The organism is Stutzerimonas sp. CXK-1 (genome assembly GCF_057738225.1).
Genome location: NZ_CM173217.1, coordinates 987,501 through 1,002,037 on the forward strand (window position 1 = coordinate 987,501; position 14,537 = coordinate 1,002,037).

8 protein-coding genes and 2 rRNA genes (1 of these 10 only partly in view) are annotated in these 14,537 nt (G+C 61.4%); 7 read left to right on the plus strand and 3 right to left on the minus strand.

Going from position 1 to position 14,537, the window contains the following annotated elements; genetic code table 11:
- From AC0KXH_RS04690 to AC0KXH_RS04710, 5 genes are all read left to right on the plus strand, one after another.
- Nucleotides 1-2,402, plus strand: a 23S ribosomal RNA gene (locus AC0KXH_RS04690) (it extends 489 nt beyond the left edge of the window).
- Nucleotides 2,403-2,537: 135 nt separating this feature from the next.
- Nucleotides 2,538-2,653 (plus strand): 5S ribosomal RNA (gene rrf, locus AC0KXH_RS04695).
- A gap of 177 nt (nt 2,654-2,830) precedes the next feature.
- A complete protein-coding gene (locus AC0KXH_RS04700; protein WP_165564202.1) occupies nt 2,831-3,484 on the plus strand; it encodes a paraquat-inducible protein A in 654 nt (217 codons plus the stop codon).
- Entirely contained in the window at nt 3,471-4,088 is a 618-nt protein-coding gene (locus AC0KXH_RS04705; RefSeq protein ID WP_043218825.1) for a paraquat-inducible protein A, read from the plus strand. The genes AC0KXH_RS04700 and AC0KXH_RS04705 overlap by 14 nt, the downstream gene beginning before the upstream one ends.
- Entirely contained in the window at nt 4,085-6,397 is a 2,313-nt protein-coding gene (locus tag AC0KXH_RS04710) for a PqiB family protein (RefSeq protein WP_488224242.1), read from the plus strand. Before AC0KXH_RS04705 ends, AC0KXH_RS04710 begins: the two co-directional genes overlap by 4 nt.
- A gap of 86 nt (nt 6,398-6,483) precedes the next feature.
- Here AC0KXH_RS04710 and mksF read toward each other — a convergent pair whose 3' ends face one another.
- From mksF to mksB, 3 genes are all read right to left on the minus strand, one after another.
- Nucleotides 6,484-9,318, minus strand: a complete 2,835-nt coding sequence (mksF, locus tag AC0KXH_RS04715; RefSeq protein WP_488224243.1) for an Mks condensin complex protein MksF — start codon at nt 9,316-9,318, stop codon at nt 6,484-6,486.
- The gene (gene mksE, locus AC0KXH_RS04720) at nt 9,315-10,004 is read right to left on the minus strand and encodes an Mks condensin complex protein MksE (protein WP_013983820.1); all 690 of its coding nucleotides are present in this window, start codon (nt 10,002-10,004) and stop codon (nt 9,315-9,317) included. The genes mksF and mksE overlap by 4 nt, the downstream gene beginning before the upstream one ends.
- A gap of 204 nt (nt 10,005-10,208) precedes the next feature.
- Entirely contained in the window at nt 10,209-11,495 is a 1,287-nt protein-coding gene (mksB, locus tag AC0KXH_RS04725; RefSeq protein ID WP_156246164.1) for an Mks condensin complex protein MksB, read from the minus strand.
- A gap of 249 nt (nt 11,496-11,744) precedes the next feature.
- Here mksB and AC0KXH_RS04730 point away from each other — a divergent pair, with 249 nt between their 5' ends.
- Both AC0KXH_RS04730 and AC0KXH_RS04735 read left to right on the plus strand, forming a co-directional pair.
- Nucleotides 11,745-12,842 (plus strand): carboxynorspermidine decarboxylase, encoded by a 1,098-nt coding sequence (locus tag AC0KXH_RS04730; RefSeq protein ID WP_488224244.1) that lies wholly within the window; start codon nt 11,745-11,747, stop codon nt 12,840-12,842.
- Between the two features lie 29 nt (nt 12,843-12,871).
- The gene (locus AC0KXH_RS04735; RefSeq protein WP_488224245.1) at nt 12,872-14,113 is read left to right on the plus strand and encodes a saccharopine dehydrogenase family protein; all 1,242 of its coding nucleotides are present in this window, start codon (nt 12,872-12,874) and stop codon (nt 14,111-14,113) included.
- Nucleotides 14,114-14,537 lie beyond the last annotated feature (424 nt).

The window sequence follows — 14,537 nt, forward strand, 5'->3', positions numbered from 1 at the left end:
TGAAATAGAACCTGAAACCGTATGCGTACAAGCAGTGGGAGCCTACTTTGTTAGGTGACTGCGTACCTTTTGTATAATGGGTCAGCGACTTATTTTCAGTGGCGAGCTTAACCGAATAGGGGAGGCGTAGCGAAAGCGAGTCTTAATAGGGCGTCTAGTCGCTGGGAATAGACCCGAAACCGGGCGATCTATCCATGGGCAGGTTGAAGGTTAGGTAACACTGACTGGAGGACCGAACCGACTACCGTTGAAAAGTTAGCGGATGACCTGTGGATCGGAGTGAAAGGCTAATCAAGCTCGGAGATAGCTGGTTCTCCTCGAAAGCTATTTAGGTAGCGCCTCGTGTATCACTGCTGGGGGTAGAGCACTGTTTCGGCTAGGGGGTCATCCCGACTTACCAAACCGATGCAAACTCCGAATACCAGCAAGTGTCAGCACGGGAGACACACGGCGGGTGCTAACGTCCGTCGTGAAAAGGGAAACAACCCAGACCGTCAGCTAAGGTCCCAAAGTCATGGTTAAGTGGGAAACGATGTGGGAAGGCTTAGACAGCTAGGAGGTTGGCTTAGAAGCAGCCATCCTTTAAAGAAAGCGTAATAGCTCACTAGTCGAGTCGGCCTGCGCGGAAGATGTAACGGGGCTCAAACCATGCACCGAAGCTACGGGTTCAACGTAAGTTGAGCGGTAGAGGAGCGTTCTGTAAGCCTGTGAAGGTGAGTTGAGAAGCTTGCTGGAGGTATCAGAAGTGCGAATGCTGACATGAGTAACGACAATGCGAGTGAAAAACTCGCACGCCGAAAGACCAAGGGTTCCTGCGCAACGTTAATCGACGCAGGGTGAGTCGGTCCCTAAGGCGAGGCTGAAAAGCGTAGTCGATGGGAAACGGGTTAATATTCCCGTACTTCTGGTTACTGCGATGGGGGGACGGAGAAGGCTAGGCCAGCTTGGCGTTGGTTGTCCAAGTTTAAGGCGGTAGACAGGGATCTTAGGTAAATCCGGGATCTCAATGTCGAGAGCTGATGACGAGCTTTCTTTTAGAAAGCGAAGTGGTTGATGCCATGCTTCCAGGAAAAGCCTCTAAGCTTCAGGTAATCAGGAACCGTACCCCAAACCGACACAGGTGGTCGGGTAGAGAATACCAAGGCGCTTGAGAGAACTCGGGTGAAGGAACTAGGCAAAATGGCACCGTAACTTCGGGAGAAGGTGCGCCGGTGAGAGTGAATGACTTGCTCAGTAAGCTCATGCCGGTCGAAGATACCAGGCCGCTGCGACTGTTTATTAAAAACACAGCACTCTGCAAACACGAAAGTGGACGTATAGGGTGTGACGCCTGCCCGGTGCCGGAAGGTTAATTGATGGGGTTAGCGCAAGCGAAGCTCTTGATCGAAGCCCCGGTAAACGGCGGCCGTAACTATAACGGTCCTAAGGTAGCGAAATTCCTTGTCGGGTAAGTTCCGACCTGCACGAATGGCGTAACGATGGCGGCGCTGTCTCCACCCGAGACTCAGTGAAATTGAAATCGCTGTGAAGATGCAGTGTATCCGCGGCTAGACGGAAAGACCCCGTGAACCTTTACTGTAGCTTTGCACTGGACTTTGAGCCTGCTTGTGTAGGATAGGTGGGAGGCTTTGAAGCGTGGACGCCAGTTCGCGTGGAGCCATCCTTGAAATACCACCCTGGCATGCTTGAGGTTCTAACTCTGGTCCGTCATCCGGATCGAGGACAGTGTATGGTGGGCAGTTTGACTGGGGCGGTCTCCTCCTAAAGAGTAACGGAGGAGTACGAAGGTGCGCTCAGACCGGTCGGAAATCGGTCGCAGAGTATAAAGGCAAAAGCGCGCTTGACTGCGAGACAGACACGTCGAGCAGGTACGAAAGTAGGTCTTAGTGATCCGGTGGTTCTGTATGGAAGGGCCATCGCTCAACGGATAAAAGGTACTCCGGGGATAACAGGCTGATACCGCCCAAGAGTTCATATCGACGGCGGTGTTTGGCACCTCGATGTCGGCTCATCACATCCTGGGGCTGAAGCCGGTCCCAAGGGTATGGCTGTTCGCCATTTAAAGTGGTACGCGAGCTGGGTTTAGAACGTCGTGAGACAGTTCGGTCCCTATCTGCCGTGGACGTTTGAGATTTGAGAGGGGCTGCTCCTAGTACGAGAGGACCGGAGTGGACGAACCTCTGGTGTTCCGGTTGTCACGCCAGTGGCACTGCCGGGTAGCTATGTTCGGAAGAGATAACCGCTGAAAGCATCTAAGCGGGAAACTTGCCTCAAGATGAGATCTCACTGGAGCCTCGAGCTCCCTGAAGGGCCGTCGAAGACTACGACGTTGATAGGCAGGGTGTGTAAGCGTTGTGAGGCGTTGAGCTAACCTGTACTAATTGCCCGTGAGGCTTGACCATATAACACCCAAACAATCTGACGATTGTGGGTCGGTCGAAGCCGACAACAGCCGAAAATTCGAATTGAACTGCAAAGCCAGACATCACATACCCAATTCGCTGTAGCGACTCAACACCGATACAGCAACCGAATTGCTTGACGACCATAGAGCGTTGGAACCACCTGATCCCATCCCGAACTCAGCAGTGAAACGACGCATCGCCGATGGTAGTGTGGGGCTTCCCCATGTGAGAGTAGGTCATCGTCAAGCACCTATACCAAACCCCCGACCCGCACTCGCTGGTCGGGGGTTTGTCTTTGCGCAACGGGAAAATCAGAGCGCTCCACTTCCTATGCGGTGGTCATGTATTCGGGCTTGGGCGTTGCGCCGGCGTCGATCTATTGGCCAGATGATAAGTTGTGAAGCTTAGCCATGCTTTGGGGGCCTATGTCGAGGAGTCAGCCTTCTGCTTTGCGCGAGTTATCCATCGACCGGCTCGTGGCTTGTCCCGAGTGCGATCTGCTCATGCGCAAACCTGAGATGGTGTACGGGCAGGTTGCGAACTGCCCCCGTTGTGGATATGAGCTGTTGCGCTTGCGCCGTTCCGTTGTACGGCCAGGGCTTGCTCTCGTTGTCACGGCATTGCTGTTGTACTTTCCGGCCAACTTCCTGCCGATCATGCGGCTGGATCTACTGGGGCGCACCACGTCCGATACGATCTGGAGCGGGGTTCTAGGCCTGTTCCACACCGGAATGCAGGGCGTCGCTGCGCTGGTTTTCCTTTGCAGCATGGCGGTTCCGCTAATGAAACTGCTTTGCCAGTTGCTGGTGCTGTTCAGTGTGGCAACCGGTCGGGCTCGTCGTCTCGGCTTGTTCCTGTATCGCGCTTATCACCACCTCCGAGAATGGGGAATGCTCGAGGTCTACCTGCTTGGCATACTGGTCGCCATGATCAAGCTTCGTGATATGGCTGAACTCAGCGTAGGGGTTGGGCTCGGCTGCTTCGTGGCGCTCTTGCTGGTCCAGGTTTGGCTTGAGCTCGTCATGTCGCCGCAGCAGGTGTGGCAGGCCCTTTCGGAGAACTCTGATGCGCGCCGCTGATGCCGGTCTGATGGTTTGCCTCGAATGTCACCAGTTGAACGTGGCCCGGACCGATCACGGGCCGCAGCATTGCGCGCGTTGCGGAGCCACCATCCACCTGCGGCGCCCGCACAGCATCCGCAGGACGTGGGCTTTGCTGATCACGGCCGCTTTGCTTTATCTGCCTGCTAACCTCCTGCCAATCATGACGGTGAGCACCTTCGGCAGCGGATCGCCAGACACCATCATGTCTGGCGTGGTGACGCTGGCCAAGCATGGAATGCTGCCGATCGCCGCCGTGGTTTTCGTTGCCAGCATCCTCGTGCCCACGTTCAAGCTGGTCGGCATCGCTATGCTCTTGCTCTCGGTGCAGCGTCGTCAGCGTTTGTCGGCACGGCAACGCATTCTGGTCTTTCGCTTCATTGAATGGATTGGGCGCTGGTCGATGCTGGACATCTTCGTCATCGCCATTCTCGTTGCCATCGTCAATTTCGGTAGCCTGGCCCGCGTCGATGCCGGCCTGGGAGCGGTGGCTTTCGCCAGCGTCGTCATTCTGACGATGCTGGCTGCCGTGACCTTCGACCCTCGCCTTATCTGGGATTCGTATTCGGAACACGACTCATGACAGACCTTCCCGCAGCAAAAGTGCGCCCGGCATCCAGTTGGTCGGCTATCTGGGTGTTGCCGATCATCGCATTGCTAATAGGTGGCTGGCTTGCCTGGCAGGCCTACACGCAGAGAGGCATTGCCATTCAGATCGTTTTCGATAGCGCCGAAGGAATCGAGATTGGCAAGACGCATGTGATCTACAAGGGGATGACGATCGGTACCGTGCGTGACTTGCGCCTCGATCAGCAAGACGCGCAGCAGCATGTCGTTGCCGAGGTCGAGATGCACAAGGACGTCGGCGAATATCTCCGCAGTGAGACCCGCTTCTGGCTGGTGAAGCCGAGCGTGACGCTCGCAGGTATCACCGGCCTGGAGACGCTTGTGTCGGGCAACTATATCGGTATCAGTCCGGCGAGCGGCGAGCCGGCCCGGCGATTCATCGCCTTGGCGGAGGAACCGCCGATTCCCGATGCGCGCGCCGGGCTGCACTTGACGCTAAAGGCCGAACGGCTCGGCTCGCTGAACCGCGGCAGCCCGGTCTTTTATCGCCAGATCGAGGTTGGGCAGGTCAAGAACTATGTATTGGCCCAAGACAACTCAACTGTTGAGATAAAGCTGTTCATTCAACCTGAGTTCGCTCACCTGGTGCGTAAACACACCCGTTTCTGGAACGCCAGCGGAATCACCGTTGATGCGGGGCTGACTGGGGTCAAGTTTCGTACCGAGTCGCTCGCCAGTATCGTCGCCGGAGGCATTGCTTTTGCGACGCCCGAGCATCGGCAGGATAGCCCGCCGACCGATCCCAGCCTGCCCTTCCGTCTGTATGAAGACTTCGACGCGGCCCAGGCCGGGATAAAGGCCACCTTGACCCTCACCGATTTCGAGGGGCTGCAGGCCGGGAGGACGCCCCTGATCTACAAGGGCATGCAGGTGGGTACGCTGAAGGCACTCGCTGTCGAGCCGGATCTTTCTCGTGCCGAGGCCACGCTTACCATTGACCCGCTGCTCGAAGACTATCTCGTGGAGGACACCGAGTTCTGGGTGGTCAAGCCTTCCATTTCGCTCGGCGGTATCACTGGCCTGGAAGCACTGGTCAAGGGCAACTACATCGCCGTGCGCCCCGGCGAAAAGGGCGGTGCGATGAAGCGCAGCTTCGAGGCGCGTGCCAAGGCACCTCCGTTGGATGTGCGTGCCCCTGGGCTGCATCTGGTGCTCACTGCTGACCAGCTCGGCTCGCTGGATGTCGGCAGCCCGGTGCTTTACCGCCAGGTCAAGGTAGGGTCGGTACAGAGTTACCAGTTCTCGCGAGACAAGCGGAGCGTGGTCGTCGGCGTGCACATCGAGCCGCCCTACGCTGATCTGGTCAACGCTTCGACTCGGTTCTGGAACGCCAGTGGGGTCACGGTGAATGGGGGGCTGTCCGGCATTCAGGTGCGCAGTGAGTCGCTGCAGAGCCTGCTCGCAGGCGGTATCGCATTCGATACGCCCGATCCCCAGGCAGCGTTGACGCAGCGTATCCCGAGGTTCGTGCTGCATGCCGACCGCGAGGCCGCTCTGGCCAAGGGCGAGGCCGTCGAGGTGCTGCTTCGTCGTGCCGATGGGCTGGCTGCCGGGACACCGGTTCGTTACAAGGGCCTGGAGGTGGGTACGGTGCGATCGGTAACCCTTACCGACGATCTGACCGGGGTTGTGGTAGAGGCGCAGATCACCACTGGCGCCGAACGGATCGCCCGTGCGGGTAGCCAGTTCTGGGTGGTGCGGCCGGAGCTGGGCATCGTGCGCACGGCCAACCTGGAGACGCTGGTCACCGGCCCGTATCTGGAAGTCGCACCGGCCTCGGCCGGGGCGCCGAGGCAGACTCGATTCACTGCGCTTGAGCACGAACCACGAGCGGAGGCGGCCAAGGGGCTTTTCCTGACCCTCAGCGCCGCGCGTCTGGGCTCGATCAAACCCGGAAACGCGGTGACCTACCGCGAGGTTAAGGTAGGCGAGGTGGTGGATTACGAGCTTGGCGCCAATGCCGATCGAGTACTGATCAAGGTGCTGATCGATCCACGTTATGCGCCCCTGGTGCGTACCGGGAGTCGCTTCTGGGAAACCAGCGGCTTCGGGGTGAACTTCAGCCTGTTCAAGGGCGCCAGCCTGCGCACTGATTCGCTGGAGTCGCTGATCGAGGGCGGCGTTGCCTTCGCCACACCGGAGGGCGAGCAGATGGGCAATCGCGCACTGCCGGGACAGACCTTCGCGCTGTTCAAGGAGCCGCAGGACGAGTGGTTCGGCTGGGCACCGAAGATCGAACTGGGGCGAGCGGCCGGAGACAAGTGACGGTCGACCGGGCGTCACTGTGGGCTGAAGCCCGCCCTACGCACGCATGAAAGGGCCCCTCGGGGCCCTTTTTTCGTTGCGGAAGGTCAGGCCGGTTCTTCGGTCCGTTGGGCTGAAGCAGTGGTCTGGCTGGCGACCGATTCGCGGCGGCTGATGTATTTCCAGTCCGCCTCGTCGATGTAGATGCCGGCCGGCCCGCTGCCGCCCTCAAGGTCGATGGCGACATGGGCCGAGACCTGCGGCTTCACCGATGCGAGGATCGGCACGAAGCCCAGCTGCAGGCTGGTTTCGATCAGCGCCTGCTGGTTGCGCTCGTCGATGTCCGCCGCCTCGTCGAGGTAGTAGGGCAGGCGGATGCGCCCAGCCTGCTCGCGGTCCATCAAATGCAGCAACAGGTACATGTTGGTCAGCGCCTTGATGGTCATGGTGGTGCCGTTGGACGCCGCACCGTCGATGTCGGTATGAATCACCGGCTGGCCGCCGACCTTGGTGATCTCGAACGCCAGCTCGAACAGGTCCTTCAGGCCCAGCTGGTTGTTGTTCGCCGCTACCAGCCGAGCCAGGTACTCCTTGGCTTCCTCGTTCTTCGCGTCCTGCTCGGCGGACTGGGACAGATCGAACACCGACAGCGTCTCGCCTTCCTCGTACTGCCCGGCGCTGTGGATGATCTGGTCGATGTGCTTGAGCGCATCCTTGTTCGGCGCTAACACGATGCGGAAGCTCGCCAGGTTGGAAACCTGGCGCTTGTTGATCTCGCGGTTGAACAGCGCGAGCTGGTGTTCCAGGCTCTCGTAGTCGCTGCGGATGTTGCGCAGCGTCCGGGCGATGTCGGTGACCGCGGCACGGCGGGCCTTGGCCAGGGTCAGCGCCTCGTCCTGACGGTGGGCGTAGGCGTTGACCAGCAGCTGCAGGCGACGCTCGGGATCTTCCTCGCTGTCGAACTTGGCCACGCCCTTCAGGCGCACCTGGGCATACAGCGCCTCGATCTGACCGTCGACGCGCTGCAGCGCCTGCCAGCTGTCTTGGTAGTCGTTGAGCAGCGGCAGCAGGTTGTCCAGCGAGTCGTCCACCGGGTCCATGTAAGGCGTGCCGAACGGCAGATCCGCCGGCAGCAGCTGGCGACGACGCAGGGCGTCTTCCAGCGTCCGCTCCTTGGCTTCCAGATCGGCCAGCTGACGGCCGACCAGCTGCAGCTTGGCGGACAGGTGCTGCACGCGCTCGGCGAAGGCGTCGCTGGTGCGCTTGAGTTCTTCCTGGGCGGCCTCGGCCTGGGCCAGCTGTTCCAGCTTCGCCGGCTCCTCGGCGGCCAGGGTCTGGCTGCGGCGGAAGTCTTCCAGCGCTTTCTGCGCATCCAGCACGGCCTGATACAGCGCCTCGGCCTGGGCCTTGCTCGCCGCGCGGTCGACGGCCACCGCATGCTGGGTCTTGAGCTGCTTGAGTTCGCGCTCCAGGCGATCCTTCTGGTCGCGCAGGGCGGCACGGTCGGCCAGGGCCTGCAGCGCCGGTGGCTCGATATGCGAGAGGTCGATGGACAGGCCCGGCACCGAGAAGGTGTCGCCCTTGAAACGATCCAGCACCGCTTCCACGGCCTTGACCCAGTCGTCGCCCTCGGCGCTGATGCCTTTTTCACCCAGCGGCAGGCTGAACAGCTGGCCATTGAACAGGCGCATCAGGCGATCCACATCGGCCTGGGAGAACTCCTCGCGCAGACGCGAGTAGCTGTTGTTGTCGGCATGGTCGAGCTGTTGCCGGACCGACTTCAGGCGTTTTTCCAGATCACGCAGGCGCTCGTCCAGGTCCTCGCTGGAGAACTGACGGGACTGCGCCAGCGCACCGGCCAGCTCGTCATGGGCGTCCTTGGCGGCGAGCAGCTGCTGCTCCAGCACATGGGCATCCTCGATCAGGGCAAAGCGGTTCTTCAGCACCGCCAGCTCGCCCAGCCAGCGCTGGATTTCGCTGATCTCGCGTTCCAGACGCATCAGTTCGCCGGTCGAACCGCGCTGTTCGTTCTGCAGGCCGTCCTGCTCACGACGGTAGTGCTCGGCCTGGATCACCAGCTCTTCCTTGCGTGCATCGGCGTAGTCGTGCCAGGTGCCGAGCAGGTTGTCGAGCAGCGGCGACAGGCGATGCAGCTTGCCGCGCAGCAGCTCGCGCTGGGCGACACCGGCGGCCAGCGCCTCGACCAGGGGGCCGGCGGCGACCAGTGCCTGGTAGTCCTGCTCCATGCGGCGCACGTCGCGGAAGGCTTCTTCGGTGGCGGCGATATAGTCGACGCTGCCCGAGCGCAGGCTGTGCTCGAAGGCATCGAGGAACAGCTGCTTGAGTTTCGCTGCGGTGATCTCGCGCATATGCAGCAGGTTGATGAACAGTGCGCGGAAGGTCTTCAGGCTCTGCTCGCTGGTCGAGCGCAGCGGGATCAGCGTCATGTCCAGCGGGATCGAGGTATGCCCGCCGACCAGCAGCCGGCGCAGCTCGTCCGGCTTGGCCTCGTAGGCCTTGATGCCGGCGCGTTCGAGGTTGGCGAACAGCTCGCGCTGGCGCAGGCAGGTGCCGTTCTGCTGGTAATGGTCGAGGTCCAGCGAGCCCTGATAAACGAAGAACTGATGACCGAAGCCGCCGCCCGGCCCGCGGCCGGCCACGCCGATCACATGCGGGCCGTGGGGCAGCATGACTTCGACGAGGATGTAGCTGGTGTCCGAGGCGAAGTAGAACTTGCGCGACTGCTCGAGGCTGTACTTGCCGAAGCTCATGTCCGACATGCGCGCCAGGATCGGGAACTGCAGCGCGTTGATCGATGCGGACTTGCCGAGGTTGTTGGCGCCGTAGACCGACAGCGGGTTTTCCAGCGGAAAGATGCCGAGGCTGTAGCCGGCGGTGTTCAGCAGTGCGAAGCGGCGGATGCCGTAGCGTTCCTGGCTCATGCTTCAAGCTCCTTTTCTTCGGCGATGGCGCGCGCCAAGGCGTCTTCTTCCGATTCTTCGGCCGCTTCCTCGATGAGGATGATGTCGTCTTCGCCCTCGTCCTCGGCGATCAGCTCCGGGGCGGGCAGCGGCAGGTCGCTGCTGTGCAGGCTGGCGGCCAGATCGCGGTCCTGCTGCACCGACAGGCAGACGTCGAGGAAACGGTGCATCGGCGGCAGGAAGCGGTAGACGCCGTTGCTGTCCTCGGCGAAGCCCAGCTGCGTCAGGCGGCGGATGACCTTTTCTTCCAGTTCTTCCTGGGTGGTGACTTCGGCCTGCAGGAAGAGGTCGCGGTACTTGTCCAGCAGCGCCGGCAGTTCATCGCGGCCAAGGCTGCCACCGTCGAGCACGGCCAGCGGATCGCGACCCTGGTCGGCCAGGTGCTCGACGAGGATAAAGGTGAACAGCGCCAGGCGCTGGGCGGTCTTGTTCACCTGCGCGCCCATCTGCTCCGGGACGAAGTAGTAGAAGCCGCGCGGATCGCAGACCAGCTCGAAGCCGAGCGCCTTGAACAGTGCGCGGTACTGGTCCTGCATGTTCGACAGCTGCGCGTAGGGCTCCGGCTCGCTGCGCGACAGGTGATAGCCCTTGAACAGCTCGCGGAAGATCGGCGCCAGCTGGGTCATTTCCTTGAGGTCGATGTTCATAGATGTGGCTCTGTCGTAGCGTGGAAAACGGCGAAGCCTTTTCCACTGGTAAGTTTGGCGTTGGCAAAGGTGGACAAGCTTCGCGTTTTCCACCCTACGTCAGGCTTGGCCGCCAAGGTGGGAGTGGCCGTAGTGCGGTAGGCCGCCCCGTGGAAAACGGCGAAGCCTTTTCCACCGGACGATCCCTCCGGCCGGTCGAATAGCTCAATCATTGGCATTGGCCACCAGCGCAAAGGAGCTGAGGCTGACCCGGTGTTCGCGGGTCAGGTACTCGCGACGTTCCAGGCGATCGCGCTGGAAGCGGCTGTCGCGGGACAGGCGCGAGAACCAGTAGAGCAGCTCGTCGGTGGCGCCCTCGGGTTCCTGTTCCAGCAGCCAGGCCATCAGGTCCGGCAGAGGCAGTGCCTGCTGGCAACGCTCGATCATCTCCCGTGCGGTGCGCGGTGCGCGCGGCTGCTCGCCCTTGCGCTTGCCGCTGGCCCGCGGGAACTGCGCCGGCTTCGGCTCGAAGCGGGCCAGGGCGTAGACGTAGGCTTCGACCTGGCTGGCAGTGCCGAGAAAGGTACTCTGGGGACGGGTGAACAGCGGCAGCGAGGCCTGTGGTACGGCGTCCAGGCCCTTCTTGCGGATCGCCGACAGCGCCAGCGCCGCGCCGCGGGTCACGGCGTTGTGCCGACGCGCTTCCTCGCGTAGCGGCAGCAACAGCTCGCGGGCCTTGCGCAGGGTCAGCTGGGCGGTGGTCTGCATTTCCAGGATGCGCGCATGAGTGCGCAGCAGGAGGTCGTCGTCCACCAGCTGGCCGAGGCGCTGCTGCTCGCCGAGCAGCTTCATCAGCACCTGCTCGACGCGATGCACGCCCTGCTCGAAGGCGCCGTCGGCGGAGACCAGCTGGATCATTGGCTCGACGTACTCGTCCCAGGTCGCCAGCACCTCGGCATAGCGCTGGCGCAGCGGGATTTGGCGGTCGCTGGTCTTGGCCCGGTCGGCCACCGCGACCAGGGCCTGTTCGTCGTTGTCGAGTTTCTTCAGTACATCGCGTACGCGCATGTCGAGCAGGCGTAGCTGGCGGGCCAGGTCGTTGCCGTCGCGAATCTCGAAGGCATCGAGGATATGCCCGGCCAGACGCTCCAGGTGGCGCAGGTAGGCTTCGATTTCCAGGCACAGGCCGAGGCGGTGTTCGCGGCGCAGGTAGGCGAGAAAGTCGTGGATCTGTGCGTTCAGCTCGAAGCGGTTGGGGCTCTTGGCCACCGGCACCAGGATGTCCAGGCGGATCCACTGGTCGAGCAGGGCGGTGATGTCGGTGGGCGTGCCTTCGGGCAGCTGTGCGGCGAGCTGATGGCGCAACTCCACCAGGCTCAGGGTGCCGGCGTCGAAACGCTCGCACAGCGGCTCGAGCAACGTCCAGTGTTCGGCGAGGGCACGCAGTACGCGCTTGGGTTCGATCATCGTGGCGCCAGTCCAGCCAATGAAAAAGCGCCGATTGTACTGCATCGACACCCCTGTGATGGCTGGGCAGACAATCGGGCGTTTTGCCCAAGCGCGTCGCGAAGGTCACCTTTGCGTCATCACCGCCAGGTTAGGCTGGCCGGGGTCGGCGGGCTGGCAGAGCGCGCCGAACGTCACCAAAGATGACGAAGTGTCGAAGTGCTATTTCGATCTCCGTCGGTTAACGGCACAATTCGCCCTTTTTGCGAATGCGGGCTGCCGGTTCAGCCGGCAACTCCCTCGGGGCACGAACAGATGATCAAGACGCCGTATTACCTCATCGACAAACAGAAGCTCCTGGGCAATCTCGAGAAGATCGCCTACGTGCGTGAGCAGTCCGGCGCCAAGGCGCTGCTGGCACTCAAGTGCTTCGCCACCTGGTCGGTGTTCGACCTCATGCAGCAGTACATGGACGGCACCACTTCGTCATCGCTGTACGAGCTCAAGCTCGGCCGGCAGAAGTTCGCCGGCGAAACCCACGCCTACAGCGTGGCCTGGGCCGACGACGAGATCGAAGAGATGGTCGCCAACTGCGACAAGATCATCTTCAACTCCATCGGCCAGCTGGAGCGCTTCGCTGAACGCACCGAGGGCACCATCCGCGGCCTGCGCGTCAATCCGCAGGTCAGCAGTTCGGACTACCTGCTGGCCGACCCGGCGCGGCCGTTCAGCCGTCTGGGCGAATGGGACCCGGCCAAGATCGAAAAGGTCATGGGCAAGATCAGTGGCTTCATGTTCCACAACAACTGCGAGAACGCGAGCTTCGAGCTGTTCGACAAGATGCTGAGCACCATCGAGGAGCGCTTCGGTCATCTGCTGCAACAGGTCCAGTGGGTCAGCCTCGGCGGCGGTATCCATTTCACCGGCGAAGGCTATCCGCTCGATGCCTTCTGCGCGCGGCTGAAGGCCTTCTCGGAAAAATTCGGCGTGCAGGTCTACCTGGAGCCCGGCGAAGCGGCGATCACCATGAGCGCCTCGCTGGAAGTCACGGTGCTCGACACCCTGTACAACGGCAAGAATCTCGCGGTGGTCGACAGCTCGATCGAGGCGCACATGCTCGACCTGCTGATCTACCGCCTCAACGCCAAGATGGCGCCCAATGACGGCGAGCACACCTACATGGTGTGCGGCAAGAGCTGCCTGGCCGGCGACATCTTCGGTGAGTACCAATTCGATCGCCCGCTGGCCATCGGCGATCGGCTGTCGTTCATCGACGCGGCAGGCTACACCATGGTCAAGAAAAACTGGTTTAACGGCCTGAAAATGCCGTCCATCGTGGTAAAGCAGCTCGACGGCAGCGTCGAGGTGGTTCGTGAGTTCGACTTTAACGACTACCTGTCCAGCCTCTCCTGAGGCCGGCAGATTAAGGAGTGATCCCGGAATTGAAGAAAAACGTTCTTATCATTGGTGCAGGAGGTGTTGCCAAGGTGGTGGCCCACAAGTGCGCGCAGCACAACGACGAACTCGGTCGTATTGCTATCGCGTCGCGCAGCATCTCCAAATGCCAGGCCATCATCGACAGCGTGCAGGCCAAGGGCGGGCTCAAGCAGCCCGGCGAGATCAAGGCCTATGCGCTGGACGCCATGGACGTGGAAGCGACCAAGGCACTGATTCGTGAAACCGAATCGCAGATCGTCATCAATGTGGGCTCTGCCTTCCTCAACATGTCCGTGCTGCGCGCCTGCATCGACACCGGCGCCGCGTATCTCGATACCGCGATCCACGAAGAGCCGGGCAAGATCTGCGAAACACCGCCGTGGTATGGCAACTACGAGTGGAAGCACCTGGCCGAATGCCAGGAAAAGGGCATCACCGCGATCCTCGGTGCCGGCTTCGACCCGGGCGTGGTCAACGCCTATGCCGCCCTGGCTCAGCAGGAATACTTCGACAAGATCGAGTCGATCGACATCCTCGACGTCAACGCCGGTTCGCACGGCAAGTATTTCGCCACCAATTTCGACCCGGAAATCAATTTCCGCGAATTCACCGGTCAGGTTTACAGCTGGCAGAACAGCCAGTGGACGACCAACCGCATGTTCGAGGTCAAACGCACCGACGACCTGCCGGTCGTGGGCGAACAGAGCCTCTACCTGACCGGTCATGACGAGGTGCACTCGCTTTCCAAGCACCTCGACGTGCCGAACATCCGTTTCTGGATGAGCTTCGGCGAGCATTACATCAACGTCTTCACCGTGCTGAAGAACCTCGGCCTGCTCTCCGAGCAGCCGGTGCGCACCGCCGAAGGCCTGGAAGTGGTCCCGCTCAAGGTGGTCAAGGCCGTGCTGCCTGATCCCGCCTCGCTGGCGCCGGGCTACACCGGCAAGACCTGCATCGGCGACCTGGTCAAGGGCACCAGGGATGGGCAGCCGCGCGAGCTGTTCATCTACAACGTGGCCGACCATGAAGAGGCCTACGCCGAGACGGACAGCCAGGGCATCTCCTACACCGCCGGCGTGCCGCCGGTTGCCGCGGCGCTGCTGATCGCCCGTGGCGAGTGGGACGCCAAGCGCATGGTCAACGTCGAAGAACTGCCGGCACAGCCGTTCCTCAAGCTGCTCGATGTCATGGGCCTGCCGACTCGGATCAAAGACGAGCGCGGCGATCGTCCCTGGGATCAGGCTTGATCGGCTGCGCGTCGGCCCTGCTGCGTTAAAAACAGGCTCGGACGGTGGCTTGCCACCGAACGGCCTTTAGGCCGGCCCGAAGGGCGAGCGGAGCGAGTCATGCTCATTTACAGCAGTAAACTCCGCTTCCTCGCCTGTTCTGATTCGCTGGCGCTCACCCTACGGGCCAGCCTTCGGCTGTTACTTCCGCTGGTCGTTGCGCCTTGCATGGCTCTAGCTCGGTCGATCAGCCCAAAGCCCGCCTAAAGGCGGGCTTTGTGTTTTCTGGCGTAGGGTGGAAAACCGCGAAGCGTTTTCCACCAACGTTCCCCCGCGGTGGAAAAGCCTTCGGCGTTTTCCACCCTACGCGACGACAACCCAAGCCAAACGCAGCTTCGCCTTCCCGCTTTGTTCATTTCACGCGACAATCCATGGACTACAGCGC

Excerpts from the sequence above, each read along its gene's own strand:
- AC0KXH_RS04710 (WP_488224242.1), top strand. The coding sequence starts at position 4,085 with ATGACAGACCTTCCCGCAGCAAAAGTGCGCCCGGCATCCAGTTGGTCG.
- mksB (WP_156246164.1), bottom strand. The coding sequence starts at position 11,495 with ATGCAGTACAATCGGCGCTTTTTCATTGGCTGGACTGGCGCCACGATG.
- AC0KXH_RS04730 (WP_488224244.1), top strand. The coding sequence starts at position 11,745 with ATGATCAAGACGCCGTATTACCTCATCGACAAACAGAAGCTCCTGGGC.
- AC0KXH_RS04700 (WP_165564202.1), top strand. The coding sequence starts at position 2,831 with ATGTCGAGGAGTCAGCCTTCTGCTTTGCGCGAGTTATCCATCGACCGG.
- mksE (WP_013983820.1), bottom strand. The coding sequence starts at position 10,004 with ATGAACATCGACCTCAAGGAAATGACCCAGCTGGCGCCGATCTTCCGC.
- AC0KXH_RS04705 (WP_043218825.1), top strand. The coding sequence starts at position 3,471 with ATGCGCGCCGCTGATGCCGGTCTGATGGTTTGCCTCGAATGTCACCAG.
- mksF (WP_488224243.1), bottom strand. The coding sequence starts at position 9,318 with ATGAGCCAGGAACGCTACGGCATCCGCCGCTTCGCACTGCTGAACACC.